At 63.5% G+C, this 16,352-nt stretch carries 15 protein-coding genes; 14 read left to right on the top strand and 1 reads right to left on the bottom strand.

Annotation, left to right across the window (positions count from 1 at the left end; translation table 11 throughout):
• Nucleotides 1–19 precede the first annotated feature (19 nt).
• From HV796_RS24280 to HV796_RS24250, 7 genes are all read left to right on the top strand, one after another.
• Nucleotides 20–2,437 carry a xanthine dehydrogenase family protein molybdopterin-binding subunit gene (locus tag HV796_RS24280; protein ID WP_175229052.1) on the top strand — a complete coding sequence of 806 codons (2,418 nt, stop codon included), beginning with the start codon at nucleotides 20–22 and terminating at the stop codon, nucleotides 2,435–2,437.
• Nucleotides 2,434–3,264 (top strand): FAD binding domain-containing protein, encoded by an 831-nt coding sequence (locus HV796_RS24275; RefSeq protein ID WP_175229051.1) that lies wholly within the window; start codon nucleotides 2,434–2,436, stop codon nucleotides 3,262–3,264. The genes HV796_RS24280 and HV796_RS24275 overlap by 4 nt, the downstream gene beginning before the upstream one ends.
• The gene (locus HV796_RS24270) at nucleotides 3,261–3,800 is read left to right on the top strand and encodes a (2Fe-2S)-binding protein (protein ID WP_175229050.1); all 540 of its coding nucleotides are present in this window, start codon (nucleotides 3,261–3,263) and stop codon (nucleotides 3,798–3,800) included. Before HV796_RS24275 ends, HV796_RS24270 begins: the two co-directional genes overlap by 4 nt.
• Before the next feature lie 22 nt (nucleotides 3,801–3,822).
• On the top strand, nucleotides 3,823–4,635 hold the full coding sequence (locus tag HV796_RS24265; protein ID WP_175229049.1) for an SRPBCC family protein: 813 nt from the start codon (nucleotides 3,823–3,825) through the stop codon (nucleotides 4,633–4,635).
• Nucleotides 4,632–5,831, top strand: a complete 1,200-nt coding sequence (locus HV796_RS24260) for a YlbE family protein (RefSeq protein WP_175229048.1) — start codon at nucleotides 4,632–4,634, stop codon at nucleotides 5,829–5,831. Before HV796_RS24265 ends, HV796_RS24260 begins: the two co-directional genes overlap by 4 nt.
• Nucleotides 5,832–5,924: 93 nt before the next feature.
• Nucleotides 5,925–6,302, top strand: coding sequence for an oxalurate catabolism protein HpxZ (gene hpxZ / locus HV796_RS24255; RefSeq protein WP_175229047.1), 378 nt, complete (start codon nucleotides 5,925–5,927; stop codon nucleotides 6,300–6,302).
• Nucleotides 6,299–7,594 (top strand): amidase, encoded by a 1,296-nt coding sequence (locus HV796_RS24250; RefSeq protein ID WP_175229046.1) that lies wholly within the window; start codon nucleotides 6,299–6,301, stop codon nucleotides 7,592–7,594. The genes hpxZ and HV796_RS24250 overlap by 4 nt, the downstream gene beginning before the upstream one ends.
• Nucleotides 7,595–7,637: 43 nt before the next feature.
• On the opposite strand, the gene HV796_RS24245 is transcribed toward HV796_RS24250, so the two are convergent.
• The gene (locus HV796_RS24245) at nucleotides 7,638–8,171 is read right to left on the bottom strand and encodes a MarR family winged helix-turn-helix transcriptional regulator (protein WP_246356017.1); all 534 of its coding nucleotides are present in this window, start codon (nucleotides 8,169–8,171) and stop codon (nucleotides 7,638–7,640) included.
• A 426-nt stretch (nucleotides 8,172–8,597) separates the two neighbouring features.
• Between HV796_RS24245 and HV796_RS24240 the strand changes: the two genes are divergently transcribed.
• The 7 genes from HV796_RS24240 to HV796_RS24210 form a co-directional block, all read left to right on the top strand.
• Nucleotides 8,598–9,503, top strand: a complete 906-nt coding sequence (locus HV796_RS24240) for a transporter substrate-binding domain-containing protein (RefSeq protein ID WP_175229044.1) — start codon at nucleotides 8,598–8,600, stop codon at nucleotides 9,501–9,503.
• Between the two features lie 21 nt (nucleotides 9,504–9,524).
• Nucleotides 9,525–10,169 carry an amino acid ABC transporter permease gene (locus HV796_RS24235; protein WP_175229043.1) on the top strand — a complete coding sequence of 215 codons (645 nt, stop codon included), beginning with the start codon at nucleotides 9,525–9,527 and terminating at the stop codon, nucleotides 10,167–10,169.
• Nucleotides 10,166–10,825, top strand: coding sequence for an amino acid ABC transporter permease (locus HV796_RS24230; RefSeq protein ID WP_175229042.1), 660 nt, complete (start codon nucleotides 10,166–10,168; stop codon nucleotides 10,823–10,825). The genes HV796_RS24235 and HV796_RS24230 overlap by 4 nt, the downstream gene beginning before the upstream one ends.
• 92 nt (nucleotides 10,826–10,917) lie before the next feature.
• Complete coding sequence (locus HV796_RS24225) at nucleotides 10,918–11,664, top strand: amino acid ABC transporter ATP-binding protein (RefSeq protein ID WP_175229131.1); 747 nt, start codon at nucleotides 10,918–10,920, stop codon at nucleotides 11,662–11,664.
• Nucleotides 11,665–12,088: 424 nt separating this feature from the next.
• On the top strand, nucleotides 12,089–14,614 hold the full coding sequence (locus tag HV796_RS24220) for a DUF2345 domain-containing protein (RefSeq protein WP_175229041.1): 2,526 nt from the start codon (nucleotides 12,089–12,091) through the stop codon (nucleotides 14,612–14,614).
• A gap of 3 nt (nucleotides 14,615–14,617) precedes the next feature.
• A complete protein-coding gene (locus HV796_RS24215; protein WP_175229040.1) occupies nucleotides 14,618–15,484 on the top strand; it encodes a hypothetical protein in 867 nt (288 codons plus the stop codon).
• A gap of 79 nt (nucleotides 15,485–15,563) precedes the next feature.
• Nucleotides 15,564–16,352 (top strand): WD40/YVTN/BNR-like repeat-containing protein (locus HV796_RS24210; protein ID WP_425497099.1); only part of this gene is annotated, 789 nt, incomplete at its 3' end.

Here is a 16,352-nt window from a genome sequence, read left to right as displayed (position 1 = left end):
GCCGCAAGGAACACGACCGATGATCAAACGACCCGCAAAGCAGCCGCCTGACCGCCCGCAAGGCATCGGCGCGTCGCTCCGGCGCAAGGAAGACGCGCGCTTCATGCATGGGCGCGGCGAATATGTCGGCAATATCCGGATGGTCGGCATGCTCGACGTCGCGTTCGTGCGCAGTCCGATTGCGCATGGTCATATCGTCGGGATAGAAAAGCCCGCAGGCTTCGAACACGCGGTCTACACGCATGCCGACCTCAACGGAGTGCAGCCGATTGTCGCGAACTCGGGACTGCCGGGGTTCAAATCGTCGGAACAACCGGTGCTCGCGCGCGGCAAGGTCCGCCAGGTGGGCGAAATGATCGCGATGTGCGTCGCCGCCACACGTGCCGAAGCGGAAGATATCGCCGCGCAGGTGTTCGTCGACTTCGAAGAACTGCCGGCCGTGGTCGACATGCTCGACGCGCGACGCGAAGGCTCCGCGCTCGTCCACGAACACTGGGGCGACAACGTCTTTCTCGAAACCTTTGTCGATGCTCAGGTTGCCGCCGCAACTGAAACCGACCTCGACGAGATCCGCCGGCGCGCGCCGATCCGCGTGCAGCGCAAGCTGCGCACGTCGCGCCAGAGCATGGCGCCGATGGAAGGCCGTGGCGTGGTCGCGCACTGGGACAAGCGTCTCGCGCAACTGATCGTGCACACCTCCGCACAAATGCCGCACATCACGCGCACCGGTCTCGCGCAGTGCCTCGGACTCGATGAAGGCCAGCTTCGCGTGATCGCCCCGGACGTCGGCGGCGGCTTCGGCTACAAAGGTATTCTGCTGCCCGAGGAAGTGTGCTGCGGCTGGCTCGCGATGCAGCTCGAACGGCCCGTGCGCTGGCTCGAAGACCGCCGCGAGCAATTGACCGCCAATGCGAATTGCCGCGAGCACGACTACGACATCACCGCCTATGCGGAGCGCGACGGACGTCTGCTGGCCGTCGAATGCGAAGCGACCGTCGATTCCGGCGCGTATTCGTCGTATCCGTTTTCCGCGTGTCTCGAAGCGGCGCAAGTCGGCAGCATTCTGCCCGGCCCCTACAAGATGGACCGCTACCGCTGCCGCACCTGGTCGGTTGCGACGAACAAGCCGCCGATCCTGCCGTATCGCGGCGTCGCGCGCACCGGCGTCTGCTACGCGATCGAAACGATGATGGACGCGATCGCGGTGGCCGCCGGCCTCGAACCGCATCAAGTGCGGCTGCGCAACCTCGTCGAGCCGCATGAAATGCCGTTCGACAACATCACGAACAAGCACTTCGATAGCGGCGACTATCCGGAAGCGGTGCGCCGCGCGGTCGCCGCGATCGACCTGCCCGCGGTGCGTGCGCGGCAGCAACGCGGCGCAGCGGACGGACGCCGGATCGGCTTCGGCATCGCGGTGTTCTGCGAACAGGGCGCGCACGGTACGTCGGTCTATCACGGCTGGGGCATTCCGATGGTGCCGGGACGCGAGCCCGCGGTGCTGCGCGTGACACCCGACGGCGTGCTTGAAGTGCGAGCGGGCATTCATTCGCACGGTCAGAGCATGGAGACCACGCTTGCGCAGATCGCGCACGACGTGCTCGGCGTCGACACCGATCGGGTGCGTGTGGTGCTCGGCGATACCGGCGTCACGCCCTATTCGACCGGCACCTGGGGCTCGCGCTCGATCGTGATGGCAGGCGGCGCGGTCGGACAGGCGGCGAAGGAACTAAAGGAGCGGCTGCTCAAAATCGGCGCGTGGCTGCTAAAAGTGCCGGTGGACGACGTGAGCTGGCGCCAGGGCGCGGCCGTCGGACCGGATGGCGCGTCGTGCACGTTCGAGCAGATCGCGCACACGTGGTATCTGAAACCGCAACTGCTGCCGCCCGACGTCGACCCGCGCGGCCTCGAAGTCGCGACCACCTACCAGGCAAAGCGCGACACCGGTACGTTCAGCTATGCCTGTCACGCGGTCGTCGTAGCGGTCGATACCGCGCTCGGGCTGACCGAGATTCTTGATTACGTGATCGTCGAAGACGGCGGCGTGCTGATCAACCCGATGGTCGTCGATGGCCAGGTTTACGGCGGCGCCGCGCAAGGCATCGGCACCGCGCTTTACGAAGCGATGCCGTACAGTGAAGACGGCCAGCCGCTGGCGTCGACGCTCGCCGACTATCTGCTGCCCGGTGCGACCGAGGTGCCGGCGATCCGCATCGAGCATATGGAAACGCCGGCCCCGTATACCGAGTTCGGCCAGAAAGGCATCGGCGAATCCGGTGCGATCGGCTCGACCGCCGCGATCGCGAACGCCGTCAACGACGCGCTGCGCCCGCTCGGCGCCGAAGTGACACGCCTGCCGATATCGCCGCGCGTCGTGCTGGAAGCAATCGCGCAAGCCGCCGCGCGTGAAGGCGCCGCAAAAGGAGTGCCCGCATGAAGGCCGCCGCATTCGACTATGAAAAGCCGCTCAACTGCGACGACGCGATCCGCCTCGTTGCCGCGAGCGGCGGTAACGGCAAATTCGTCGCCGGCAGCCAGTCGCTCGGCCCGATGATGAATCTGCGATTCGCGCAGCCGGAATCGCTGGTCGACTTGCGGGGCATCGCCGCACTGCGCGCATGCCGCGATGAAGGCGCGTGCGGCGTGCTCGGCGCGAGTATCACGCACGCGCAAATCGAAGACCGCGCCGTCGACGATTACACGCAAGGGCTGATGGCCTACGTCGCGCGCGGCATCGCGTATCGCGCGGTGCGCAATCGCGGCACGCTCGGCGGCAGTCTGGCGCACGCGGACCCGGCCGCCGACTGGATCAATGTGACGCGCGGCCTCGATGCCGATTTTCTGGTGATCGGCGCGCACGGCGAACGCGTGGTCAAAAGCGCTGACTGGATGGCCGGCGCGTTCACGACCGCGCTCGAACCCGACGAGATTCTCGCCGGAGTGCGCATCAGGAAGCTGACAACCGGCGCGCGCTGGAGCTACTACAAGTTCAACCGCAAGCCCGGCGAGTTTGCCGAAGCGATCGCGCTCTGTCTCGACGACGCAGGCAATGGCATCTGCCGCGTAGTGATCGGCGCGCTCGACGGTCCGCCTCATCTGATCGAAAACGCCCGCGAACTGATCGACGCCCCGTCGCCCGCCGCCTTCGACCCGCATCTGCTCGATGCAGGACTGGAACCCGGCAGCTATGAATACCAGGTGCATCGCGTCGCGCTCGAACGCGCGGCCGCGACGCTCCGCACTCACGGCAGGAATTCGCAATGACCGACGCGCTTGTCAAACCGCTGCAACTCTTCGTCAACGATAAGCCGGTTGCCGCGCTCGTCGAGCCGCGCACACATCTGGCCGACTTCCTGCGCGAAGCACAACTGCTGACCGGCACCAATATCGGTTGCGAGCAGGGTGTCTGCGGCGCGTGCACGGTGCAGATCGACGGCGCACCGGCACGCTCGTGCATCACGGCGGCCATCGCCTGCGCGGGCTCGCAGGTTCGTACGATCGAGGGCTTCGACGACGATGCGCTGATGAACGACCTGCGCGCCGCGTTCTCTGCCGAACACGCGCTGCAATGCGGCTATTGCACGCCGGGCATGCTGGTCACCGCGCGCGATATCGTGACCCGCCTGCCCGACGCCGACGATGCGCGCGTGCGCTACGAGCTGTCCGGGAATCTGTGCCGCTGCACCGGCTATGTGGGCATCGTCCGCGCGATCCGCCGCGTGCTCGATGCGCGCCGCGCGGCGGCCGCGCAGCCGCATATGGCCACGAGCGCCGGTGTGCGCGCGGCCACCACGGCCTAACCTGTTTTGCGAGCGAGACCCAATGGAAATCGAACAAAGCTTTACCGTCACCTATCCGCTCGATGACGTGTGGACATCATTTCACGACACGACCGGCATCGTCGCGTGTCTGCCCGGCGCGTCGCTAACCGCGCCGCCCGAAAACGGCGCGCTCAAGCTTGCGATGACCGTCAAGCTCGGTCCGATCGCTGCGAGTTTCGCGGGCGACGGCGAGATGACGCTCGACGAAAGCAGCAAGCGCGGCAGCGTCAGCGGCGGCGGCGTCGACCGCAAAAGCGCGTCGCGCGTGAAAGGCGTCGCGGCGTTCGCACTGCACGAGGTCGGGCCGCGTGAAACGCGTGTCGACGTGAAAGTCGACTATACGATCGCGGGCAGCCTCGCGCAGTTTTCGCGCGGCGGCATCGTGAAAGAGCTCGCGACCCGCCTGACTGACGCCTTTGCGCAGAATCTGAAAGCGAAGCTCGACGCGTCGCAGAGCGCGAGCGCCGCGCACATCGCGCCAGGTTCGGCAGTCGCTGCGCAGCACGCGACACAGGAGATTGCATCGGCCGAAGCCAAAGCCAACGCCAAAGCCGCCGCCGACGCACCGCCGCTGGCTGCGCCGGTGGCAGCAATGGCGGAAGCGGCGGATACGCGCGTTGTCCCCGCCACATTGCGCCCAGCGCAGACCGCACCAGAAATGAAGCCCGGCCCCGGCGCATCGAACACAGGTGCGCCCCCGGCGTCTCACGTGACGCCCCCGGCGAACGCGCCGCTCGACCTCGGCAACCTCTTCTGGAAAATCGTGTGGTCGCGCGTACGCGGCTGGCTGCGCCTCAACGCGACCTCACGATGAACCCGACAAACGCGTCCACATCGAACGACGCCCGCCACCCCGCACTCGCGCGCCTGTACGCAGTACGACCGCATTGGCGAGCGGTCGTACGCGCCCGCGACGCAATCGGCCTGCCCGACTTCACGTTGCTGCATGCCGGTCCTCCGTACGCCGACCCATGCGAACCCGCCGCACCGGTGCTGTCGTCGGCGGTGCTGTGCTGTCTGTACGAGAAATGGGCAACGACCGAGACGCAAGCCGAACATCTGATCGCGAGCGGCCAGGTCAAACTGGTCAACGCGCAATCGTTCGGCGTGGTCACGCCGCTCGCCGCGGTCGTGTCGCCATCGTCGACGCTCGTCGAAGTCGCGGACGCGCATGACCCGTCGCGCCGCGCATGGTCGCTCGCCGGCAGCGGCGCCGGCCCGCAGATCCGCTTCGGCAGCCGCGACCCTGCCGTGCTCGGGCGGCTCGCGTGGCGTGACACCGTGCTCGCACGCGAACTCGCCGCGGCGCTCGAGCACGTTGGTCCAATCGATCTGTTTGCGCTAGCGGCCACGGGCATCGCCGGCGGCGACGACTTGCATGCACGCACCAGCGCCGCGACGGCGGCGCTGCGCGCGCAACTATCGCCGTTTATCGAAGCGCCGTCGGTCGATGCGATGCTGGCCGATACGCCGCTGTTCTTTCTTACGTTGTGGATGGCCGCCTGCCATCTGATGATGTCCGCGACGGCCCGCGACGCGGACCCGGCCACGACGCTGGTCGTCGCGCTGGCGGGTAACGGCCGCGAAGTCGGCGTGCGGCTCGCGGGCAAGCCGCACATATGGACCACGCAGCCCGCTGCGGCACCGGCCGGCCCGCGCCTCGATCACGCAGCGCACGCGGTCGCTTCGCCTTTGACCGGCGACAGCGGCATAATCGATGCGGCCGGCTTCGGCGCGCATGCGTTCGCGCTTGCGCCCGAACCCGCCGGCACGTTCGCCGCGTGGCTGCCCGCGGACTGGCGCCGCGCCCAGTCGGCGCTGCTCGCGGGCGACCATCCGGCATTCGCCGGATTGCGTAGCGCGCTCGACGCGGCCGCTGTCGTGCAGCAAAACGTCGAGCCACTCGCTGCGATTGCGATGATTGGCGCCGATGGACGCACCGGCCTCGTCGGCCGCGGCGTCTACGCGGCGCCGGTCGCGCTGTTCGAAGCCGCACTGCGAGCGTTGTGACCCGCCCACCGCGAGTTCCGCACGCGACCGGCCCCCAATTTGTGCAAGACAGGAAGCCGGGTCCACTGACAACGAATATCCACGCCCCCCACCATGCTGATCAACGACCCCGCTACTCACCAAGCCGTCAGCGCCGCCTTCGACGCGTATGAAATCGCGCTGACGACCAACGACGTCGCGATGCTCGACACGCTGTTCTGGGACAGCCCGCATACACTGCGTTATGGAGCGACGGAGAACCTGCATGGGTATGACGAAATCCGCGCATTTCGCGCACAGCGACCGGGTGGCAAGCTGATGCGCACGATCGTCGAGCGGTCGATCACCACGTTCGGCTACGACTACGCCGTTGCGAACATCACATTCACACGCGATGGCGAAGCGCGCATCGGACGTCAATCGCAGAGTTGGGTGAAAATCGGCGATGACTGGCGTGTCGTCGCCGCACACGTAAGCTGGATGGACGTATGAATCAGCACATGCTGCTTGAACCCGGTCTTAACGGCGCGTTCGTTCGCGATAGCTTCGGCGCATTGCCCGCCGCAGCGGCCGCCGCCATTGCCACTGCCGTGGCCACACCCATCGCTACCCGTCTCGTTGAGCAGCCTTCATCGCAAGCGACACTCGCCGGACGGCGTCTGGCGGTAAAAGATGTGTTCGACGTGAAAGGACTGCGTGCCGGCGCCGGCAACCCGGCATGGGCCGCGGAGCAGCCGATTGCAACGTCCACCGCGTTCGCCGTGCAGACGCTGCTCGAGCATGGCGCGCAGTGGGTCGGCAAGACCGTCACGGATGAGCTTACCTATAGTCTCGCCGGCATCAATATCCATTACGGCACGCCAAGCAACCCGGCGCATCCGCAACGGATCCCAGGCGGGTCGTCGTCGGGCTCGGCAGTCGCCGTCGCGGCCGGCCACGCGGACATCGGGCTGGGCACCGACTGCGGCGGATCGATCCGGCTGCCCGCGAGCTACTGCGGCATCTGGGGCATCCGGCCGACGCATGGCCGCATTGCGAGCAACGGCTGCTTCACACTCGCGCACAGCTTCGATACGGTCGGCTGGTTCGCCCGCGATGGCGCATTGCTCACCGATGTGTTCAACGTACTCGCGCACAGCAACACACAGGCATTGCCCGAACGCGTGATGTTATGCCTGCCCGACGATCTCATCACGCTGCTGCACGTGCGGGCTCGAGCCACTTGCGCCACCGTGTTCGATACGCTATCGCACCACTTCGAAGTCAGTTTGCTGACATCGGCGAGCCTCGCGCCCGAAACATGGGCGCACGGCTTCCGTGTGCTGCAGGCGGCCGAAATCGCGCAACAGCATGGCGCATGGGCGTTGCGGCACCTCGATAGCTTCGGCGCCGATATCCGCGCGCGCCTGCAGGCCGCGGTCAACGTCAGCAACGAGCAGGTGCAGGTCGCGCAACGTGTGCGCACCGATGCGATTCGTACCCTCGCGCGCATATTTGACGAGCCTGACACGTATATCGTGATGCCGACGCTGCCTTGGATTGCACCGCTGATCGGCGCGTCCGGCGCGGAAGTCGACGAAGTGCGGGTGCGCGCGCAACAGATGCTGTGTATCGCGGGGCTGGCCGGCTTGCCGCAGGTCAACCTGCCATGGACGTCGTTCGACGATGCGCCGCTCGGGCTGTCGGTTATCGGTGCGCGCGGCAATGACGAAGGCGTGCTTGCCACGGCACGCGCGGTGCACGACGCGCTCGCGTGCCCCGTCGACATGTGCTCAAGCGCCTGAACACACACGCGCACACGCACGCATAGAGCGATGTGCAAGCGACTTACGCATCGCCGGTGGCCGCGCCGCGCTCGCGTTCGCGCCTGATCGGCGTGCGGCTCAATTCGTTGTTGGTTTCGACGAGCCGCACCAGATACTCCATGAACTGCTTGCGGTCCTTCGCGGGCAGCGCGGCCAGCGTGCGTTCGTGCGCCCGCGCGACCCCCACTTCGAGCCGCGCGAGCAGCGCGCGCCCGACATCGGTCAGTTCGGCGACTTTCTTGCGCTTGTCGGTGCGAGAACCGCGCCGCTGAATGAAGCGCCGCTCGGCGAGCCGCGCGATCACGTCCGCGGTATTCGCACGATCGAGACCGACCGCGTTCGATAACGCGATCTGTTCGGACGGCCCCATCTGATCGAGCGCGGTCAGAATGCTGTATTGCACCGGCGTAATGCCTTCCGGCGCGCATTCCTCGATAAACAGCGCGACGTGGATCTGATGCAAACGGCGAATCAGAAAGCCGGGTCGCGCCTCGAGCGCGGTGTGCCGCCATTCGGACGCGCTGTCGGCACGCGCCGCGGCGAGCGGCGCTTTCACGGCAGTCCGTTTGCTGGATGCCCGGGTCGTCATTGCGCGCACGCGTGCGTGAGTGCGTTCACACCGACGCTCAAACTGGCGGCTTCGATCATCGTCAGAATTCCTCGTGTTCGCAATATCGTCAGTACACATCGTATCAGGAAGAAAGGATGCTGTAGCGCCTTATTCCGCGATGTGGCCAGGCCGTCCAAACAAGTGCAAAACACGCCGCACAACGTGCATCGCCGCGACGCTTTGGTGCGGCATTCGGCCGTTTTGCGCATCGTCCGAATGCGCTTCATGCGCGCGCACCGCGCACGCACGGCAAGACGCGTTACTGGCATGTCATTTGCATCGTCGCGTCCGAACTCGTAAGTGTGCAAACAAATATCGCTGTTCGCAGCGACGACTCATCGACCGCCGCATCCAACCGCAAAGGGGAATGACATGCCGTCCCGCCCGTTTCACCTCGTTCGCCAATTTGTTCGCATCACCGCCGTGCCGGCGAAATCTCACGCGGCCGCACGGCGCGCGCTCGTGCTTACGCTGTTTTCAGCGCTCGCCGCAGCCGGACTCGGCCTCGGTCTGACGAAGCCCGTCCATGCGGCGGGCACGGATGAAATCAAGGCGCGCGGCTATCTGACGGTCGCGACCGAAGACGACTTCAAGCCGTTCGAATTCGTCGACGACGGCAAACCGACCGGCTACGACAACGAAATGCTCGCGCTCGTGAAAAAGAAGCTGCCCGTCGACGTGCGACAGCAGATCATGCCGTGGCCCGGCATCCTGCCGGGCGTGACGACCGGCAAGTACGACATGGCGGTGACCGCGGTGCTGGTCACGCCGGAACGCAAGAACACGTTCGACTTCACGACGCCGCTGGTCGAATCGACCACCTACTATGCGACGAAGAAAGGTTCGGGCATCAAGTCGGGCGACGATCTGGTCGGCAAGGTGGTGGGCGTGCAGACCGGCAGCGCGATGCTCTCGGACCTGAAAGCGTATGACGAAGAACTGAAGAAGAAGCACGGCGGCCAGGGCATCAAACAGATTATCGAGTACCAGTCGTATCCGGAGGCCTATCAGGACCTCGGCGTCGGCCGGCTCGATGCAGTCGCCAACACACAGATCAACCTGAACTCGCTGATCAAGACACGCCCCGACACGTTCGTGCTCGGCCAGAAGATCGGCCAGCCGGTGTATATCGCGTGGGCCGTGAAGAAAGGCAACACCGCTGCGCTCGAGATGATCAACGCGGTGCTGTTCGACCTGCGCAAGAGCGGCGAGATGTATCAGATGCAGAAGAAGTGGTTCGGCGCGAGCTTCGAATCGATGCCGCAGTCGGTCAACTGATCCTGTCGACGAGCCAGCCCGATGACCGCATTCGACTACTGGAGCATCACCCGTGGCGCGCTGTCGACGATCTCGTTGTCGCTCGCGAGCATCGTGATCGGCGTGCCGCTCGGCCTCGTGCTCGCGTTAATCCGCTGGGCACGCGTGCCGGTGCTCGACCGCGCGGTGTATTCGTACGTGAGCATCGTGCGTTCCTGCCCGACAGTCACGCTGACGCTGCTGATCTTCTTCGCGCTGCCGCAATTCGGGCTGTCGCTCGACCCAATTCCCGCCGCCATCGTCGCGCTGACGATCAGCACGTCCGCGTTCAACTGCGAAGTGTGGCGCAGCGCGCTGGTCGAGTTTCCGCGCGACCAGTACGACGCGGCATTGTCGTTCGCGATGCCGCGTATGACCCGCATGCGGCGCATCGTGCTGCCGCAGATCTGGCGCGCGAGCTTGCCGGGTCTCGTCAACGAAATGACGCTGCAGATCAAGTCGACGCCGGCCGTCGCGGTGATCGGCATCGTCGAGATCACGCGCGCGGCGCTGCGGGTCGGCTCCAACACGTATGAGCCACTGCCGCCTTTCGTGTTCGCGCTCGTGCTGTATGGCGTGATTGTCTACGCGCTGCTGCGCGTGCAGCGCATGATCGAATGGCGCGTGCGACACGGAGAAGCCGCATGATTCACGACTTCGCGACGATCTGGTCGCAACGTGCCGACGTGCTGTCCGGCTTGCTGAATACGGTAATTCTGCTGGTCTGCTCCGCCATTGCATCGATCGTGCTCGGCGCGCTGGTCACGCCGATGCTGATGTCCCCACGCAAGCCGATTGCGCGCCTCGCGACCGCCTACGTCGACGCGATGCGTTGCGCGCCGTTTCTGCTGTTCGTCTACCTGATCTATTTCGGCCTGCCGACGCTTGGCATCAGGCTGTCGAACTGGTGGGCCGGCGCGATTGCGCTGATCGTGTACAACACCGCGTATATGGCCGAACTGCTGCGCGGCGCATGGCATGAGCTGCCTGCCCCGCTGATCGAATCGGGCAAGGCATTCGGCTTCTCCGGCTTCACGCTGCTGCGCCGGATCATCCTGCCGCCGATCTTTCTGCGCGCGATGCCGATGATCGGCAACCAGGTGATCCAGATTGTCAAGGACAGCGCGTTTCTGACGGTGATCGCCGTCAACGAGCTGACGCATGAAATGACTGGCATCCAGTCCACCTACTTCATTCCGTTCGCGGCCTTCGTGACGGCCGTGCTGCTCTACTGGTGCGTCTGCCTCGCCATCGAGGCCGGCACCGGCATGCTGAACAAACTTGCTGAGGAACGCCGCGCGTGAATTCCCCTACTACGTCGTGGGCCGCCGCCAAAACCACGCAGACGCTGCACAACGCAACACTTGCCGCGCAGGACGACGCGCGCCCCGTCGTGATGCTAAGCGGCATCTCGAAGTCGTTCGGCGACAATACGGTGCTGCGCGACGTGTCGCTACAGGTCGCGCAGGGCGAAACGATCTGTCTGCTCGGGCCGTCCGGCTGCGGCAAGTCGACCTTGCTTCGCTGCATCAACTGGCTGGAGACGCCCGATGCGGGCAGCGTGCATATCACCGGCAAGCGGATGGGCGTGCGCGACAATACGCGCATCAAGATGAGCGATTCGGACCTCGCGCAGATGCGCGCGAAAATCGGCATGGTGTTCCAGCACTTCGCACTGTGGCCGCATATGACCGTGCTCGAAAACGTGATGGAAGCGCCGCTGCACGTGTTGAAGCGCGACCGCGCGACCGTGCGTACGGAAGCCGAGGCGCTACTCGCGCGCGTAGGGCTTTCGGACAAGCGTGATCAGTTTCCGTCGCGGCTGTCCGGTGGCCAGAAACAGCGTGTCGGCATTGCCCGTGCGCTTGCGATGAAACCTGACGTGCTGCTGTTCGATGAGCCGACCAGTGCGCTCGATCCGGAGCTGGTGGGCGAAGTGCTTGCGGTGATGAAGTCGCTTGCTGCGGAAGGCGCGACGATGATCATCGTCACGCACGAGATGGAGTTCGCGCGCCAGGTCGCGTCGCGCGTCGTGTTTATGGATGGCGGGCAGATTGTGGAATCCGCGCCGCCTGAGCAGTTCTTTAGTGCGCCGAAGTCGCCGCGTGCGCAGCAGTTTCTGACGCGGTTTAACAAGGGCTGAATGGCGGCGCGCCGTGTGCCGCGCGCCATTTTCGGTCGACGAAGAACCCGTCGCGCGTGCCGCGCTTCATTGCATCTTCTCCTCGGGCATTCACTACCGTGCCCCGCCTCGCCGAAGCACAGGCGGGGCTTTCTGCTTGATGGATACCTGAAATTCATATCGAATCCCTCAGATTTATCCAAAGTTTGATCGAGCAAATCGAGTCCCACGTCCGCGACACTTCCGCGCGTTTTCCTAGCACGCAAACCAATCTCAAAAAATGGAAGCGCTTTCTGTTTGACGTTATTTGACAAATCTGTCGAATATTTCACACGCTGGCCAGCCGGTCCGATTGACCTCTTCCTGTTGCAACCGTAGATTTTCGTGCCCGTAGCGGCGAATACGGACTTCGCCTCGTCGCTTTCAACTGGACAGGGATGCGTGTATGAACGCTGTGACGAAGAGTTTCGCGGATGCGTTGCGCCACCCAAGCGCGCGGCTCACCCAGCATCTGAAAGTATGGATCGGCACGCTCGACCTCGGCCTCGACGTGCTTAAGTTCAAGGTGCGCGCGGGGTTCTGCAAGGACTATACGGTCGACGTCACGGTTACGTCGCCTCACCTCGATATCGACGGGAAGCAGTGCGTCGGGCGGCGGGCGGGCCTGCAGATCGACGAGCAGGTAGCCGTACCCTCGGCGAGCTACGTCGACCCCGTCGACCGCGAAGCCGCCACGTTCAATGGCGTCGTCACGCGCTGGAAACGAGTGGGTACGAGCCGCGACGAGGCGACGTACCGGCTGCGCATCGAACCACGGTTTGCTGCCTTGTGCAAGCGCATGGTCAGGTCGGATACGTTCAGGGACGTCACGTTTCAGGAGATGGTCACGAACCTGCTGGTCGACCAGCAGAACTTCGACGCCTTCGATATTGAGTTTCAGCTCGAAGGCGAACAGGAAAAGATGGAACAGGTCGTGATGTACGAGGAGTCCGTACACCACTTCATCGCGCGGCACGCGAAACGCAAGGGCATATTCTGGTTTTATAAACAGGGCCGCGGCAGGAAGGGGCAACTCGACACGCTCGTCCTTGCGAACAATCCGCGCGCCTATATACGCTCGATTGAGGTGCCGCTGATGCCGGAGTCGGGCCTCCACAGCAACTGGCACGAGGCGGTACTCAAAGTCAACGAGCGACGCGAACTGGTGGCGGCCACGATCGAGCTATGGGAGCGCAACTATCGCACGCCGGAGGACCCTTTGCGGGCGACCGTGAGCGTCTCCAATGACGCTGGCGACCGCTCGGTGTTCGGGCAAATCAGCCGCAGCGCGGAGTTCCACCTGACGCAGGAGCAAGGCCAAGCGCTGGCGCGGACGCGGCGTGACGAGCAGATCACGCGGCAGGCAACGCTGTCGGGTACGACCAACGCGAACGGCGTCGCGCCGGGCGTCGTCATGAAGCTGACCAATACGAACCTGGCAAGCGCGAAGTATGGCTTCGTGGTTACGTCGATGAAAATGGAAGGTAGCCGCATGGAGCCGGTGCATTCGCGCTTCAAGGCGATGCCCGCGCACCTCACGTATCGTCCGGAATTCGCTTACGCACGGGATTGGCGTTTTCTGGAAGGTCCCGTCGTCGGCGTGGTCACGACATTCGACTCCGCGCCTTACGGGTGCATGGACGAGCACGGGCGCTATCCGGTATTGCCCAAGTTCCTGCAGGGATCACACAACACCGACAGGCAGCTGCTGAAGCTGCGCCTGCTGCGTCCAACGTCGTCCTATCAAGGTGGCTTCCATTCGCCGCTGCTGCCGGGGACCGAGGTGATCCTCGATGCGGCCCACCGGGATGTGGATCGTATCCACATCACCGGAGCGCTACATGACTACTCGCATCCTGATGTCGTACACGGCGCGCAGGCAATGTTCAGTTATGCGATCTGGCGTTCGCCGCTGCGCGGCGCGGAGATCGTGTTTAACGATCTGCAGCACAAGGAAAGCGCGCGGATCGCCACGGTAGACAGCCAGTCGGCGGTCAATCTCGGTTATCTGCTCAATAGCAAAAAACTCCCGCGCGGGCAGGGCTTCGAGATCACCACCCAGGCGCGGGGCACGATGCGCGCGCCCAAAGGGCTGTTCTTATCGGCGGACACGGCGGCCGGAGGTGACACGCCACACCTGGAAATGGAAGCTGCCATGCGGCAGTTCGAAGCGTCTCACGCCGAAGTGGCCTCTCTTCGCGAGGAAGCCCGGCGTGCCACGGCGGAACTGGCTGAACTCAAGGAGCAACAGCAGCAACTTGAAAGCGCGTTTCGCGATCTGAAGCAAGCAGTCATTCTGCTGTCCGCCCCCAAGGGAATAGGCATGGTAACGCCCCAAACGATTCAACTTGCCGCCGGTGGACACATTGCCGCGACCTCCGGAGGGAATACGGATTTCAGCGTTGGACATCATTTCACCGTGGCATCAGGCAAAAGCGTGTCGTTGTTCGCACTCCAGAGCGGTATCAGGACGCTGGCCGCCAACGGCAATGTCGATGTGCAGGCGCAACAGGGCGAAATTAACCTGATGTCACACGACGGAATAAATATTTCGAGCTCGAATGACCGCGTTACGGTCACGGCGAAGGAGGAGATCCTGTTCGTCTGTGGTAGCTCCTATTTCCGCATTACGCCGTCTGGAATCGAGGACGGCACTCCAGGCGACCGGACAATCCATTCGGCTTCCTACGCGAAGCTCGGACCGCAGAGTCTCTCAGCGGCCATACCTAAGTTGCCGGACTCAGGCGGCGCGTTCAATCAGGCGTTTGCCGTGAACTGGAGTGGTACGAAGATTCCCGCGCGCAACGTGAAATATCAGCTTTTCTCCGAAGGAAAGCTGATTGCCGAGGGCGTGACCAACGAAAAGGGCGAAACTGCCGTCGCACAGAGCCACGTTCCGCAGGACGCCATACTCAAACTTCTGGATAACTGAACCATGGCTGAAAACGATGACACCAATGTCACGGGCGTTTTCCGTTCCTATATGACGCCGGCGGCCTACACGCAGCGTGCCCAGGCCGACAGGACCGTATGCGACCTGCACGTCCCCCCTGCGGCCGACTCGATCATCGGGCACTGCGAGTATTACTACCGTCCGCTGCATTGTGAGTTCAAGGACAAAGCCGAGAAGCTGCCGAGCATCAATGAGATTGTTGACTGGGCCGAGGGTTTCAATCCATGGCTCGACCGGGAGGTCACTAAACAACTGCTCGGCAAACGAGACCGCTTGATTCCACCTCAATGCACCGATTCGGACTGGTCACGTCACAGCAGTTTCATGGTGCGTCACATCGGTTGCGGGCATAAACCGCCTTCGTATTACCTCAGCTACGGCTACTACTACTGCTCGAACTACGGAAAGTATTTGAATAAGAGATTGAGCGAAAAAGGAAGGACCTGGCTTGCCATGGCAAGAAAGAAGTTGCAAGAACATATGGAAGACGGACTCCATCTAAACATGATTCAGGACGGAATTTCGATGGCCAGCAGGATAAAGGGCAATGACAGCTTCTCGATGCCCGAGGTGAAGCAGTACCAGCTCGAACTGAACGACAAGACGTTTCAGGACTTCGCCTTCAACACACATCCGATTGCGTATCTCGACGCGGGCCTGGCTGACCTTCCGATGCCCGATCTATGCAGGATCGGCGGCCAGCCAAGTATCCAGGAGTGGGGGCACGGACGGACCTGGAACCAGGCGATAGAAAGCGCAAAAGTGGTGTTGCCGAAGAAAGCCGGTGACTTCGTGAACGGAACAATCAACGCGGTGAACAACGCGCTGCAGCGCCTCATGGTGAAGTGAAATGCGAAGGCCACGGCTCTGGAAAATATGTATTTGCGCCGTTGCAGTGCTGCTCGCGTTCAACTATGGATATCAGAAAATGACCACACCCGCATGGGAAAACGTCTCGGACGCCTTTATGATGAATGACAAACCGTATGGTGGAGGGGCTTTCCGGATTCGTGGCGACGAGGTAATAACGTTGAAATTTGCAGGACCGGAGATCAAATTCAAGCCTCGAAACGAGAGAAAAAATCCAGACGTCGCAGAACCAATCGAACCATGGATGAGCAATGCGGGCGAGACGTTGAATCGTTCCACTGCGAGCTTCATCCGCGGAACGCTTGACTCGGGAATGACACGCTACTTCCAGCAGCAAGCGCAGGACGGTGCCTGGTGGTATTCAAAGGACTGGGCGGTGCAGTACATCAGCACCGGCTGGATGGACTTTACGCGCCAGGAGCCTGTGAACGGCCTGGCTCCACAGATTACCAGACTGTGGCGCTCGATCGATGGCGGCAGGACCTGGACACAGTTGAAGTGGCCAGAGGACCGCAACATCAGCTATCTCAAGTTTCTCGACCCGCAGCGCGGCTACGCGATCGGCTGGGGACCTAATGTATGGCGCACCGCCGACGGCGGCCAGACCTGGCAGGCAATCGCGCTGCCGCCGATGGCGACCGACTATCGCAAACCCCGCAAGCAATTCGATGCCGTCGACCTTGGCCCGGACGGGCTGCTGCGTGTGGCCTACTACGTTGGGATGCTCGGCGAAGTGCGTCTTTCCAGCGTCGTGTACCGGCTGCCTTGGGATAAGGCGCAGTTCGAGCCGGACGTCGTATTGCCTGACCAGGTTGTGGTGCGGCTCGGCTCGACGGAGGAACCTCCC

Source organism: Paraburkholderia humisilvae (assembly GCF_902859855.1).
GTDB lineage: Bacteria > Pseudomonadota > Gammaproteobacteria > Burkholderiales > Burkholderiaceae > Paraburkholderia > Paraburkholderia humisilvae.
This window is presented reverse-complemented; position numbering and strand designations above follow the sequence as displayed.

Bases quoted from the DNA above. Each gene is read 5' to 3' on its own strand.
- hpxZ (WP_175229047.1), top strand. From the start codon at position 5,925: ATGCTGATCAACGACCCCGCTACTCACCAAGCCGTCAGCGCCGCCTTC.
- HV796_RS24230 (WP_175229042.1), top strand. From the start codon at position 10,166: ATGATTCACGACTTCGCGACGATCTGGTCGCAACGTGCCGACGTGCTG.
- HV796_RS24275 (WP_175229051.1), top strand. From the start codon at position 2,434: ATGAAGGCCGCCGCATTCGACTATGAAAAGCCGCTCAACTGCGACGAC.
- HV796_RS24225 (WP_175229131.1), top strand. From the start codon at position 10,918: ATGCTAAGCGGCATCTCGAAGTCGTTCGGCGACAATACGGTGCTGCGC.
- HV796_RS24260 (WP_175229048.1), top strand. From the start codon at position 4,632: ATGAACCCGACAAACGCGTCCACATCGAACGACGCCCGCCACCCCGCA.
- HV796_RS24270 (WP_175229050.1), top strand. From the start codon at position 3,261: ATGACCGACGCGCTTGTCAAACCGCTGCAACTCTTCGTCAACGATAAG.
- HV796_RS24235 (WP_175229043.1), top strand. From the start codon at position 9,525: ATGACCGCATTCGACTACTGGAGCATCACCCGTGGCGCGCTGTCGACG.
- HV796_RS24250 (WP_175229046.1), top strand. From the start codon at position 6,299: ATGAATCAGCACATGCTGCTTGAACCCGGTCTTAACGGCGCGTTCGTT.
- HV796_RS24240 (WP_175229044.1), top strand. From the start codon at position 8,598: ATGCCGTCCCGCCCGTTTCACCTCGTTCGCCAATTTGTTCGCATCACC.
- HV796_RS24220 (WP_175229041.1), top strand. From the start codon at position 12,089: ATGAACGCTGTGACGAAGAGTTTCGCGGATGCGTTGCGCCACCCAAGC.
- HV796_RS24280 (WP_175229052.1), top strand. From the start codon at position 20: ATGATCAAACGACCCGCAAAGCAGCCGCCTGACCGCCCGCAAGGCATC.
- HV796_RS24215 (WP_175229040.1), top strand. From the start codon at position 14,618: ATGGCTGAAAACGATGACACCAATGTCACGGGCGTTTTCCGTTCCTAT.
- HV796_RS24265 (WP_175229049.1), top strand. From the start codon at position 3,823: ATGGAAATCGAACAAAGCTTTACCGTCACCTATCCGCTCGATGACGTG.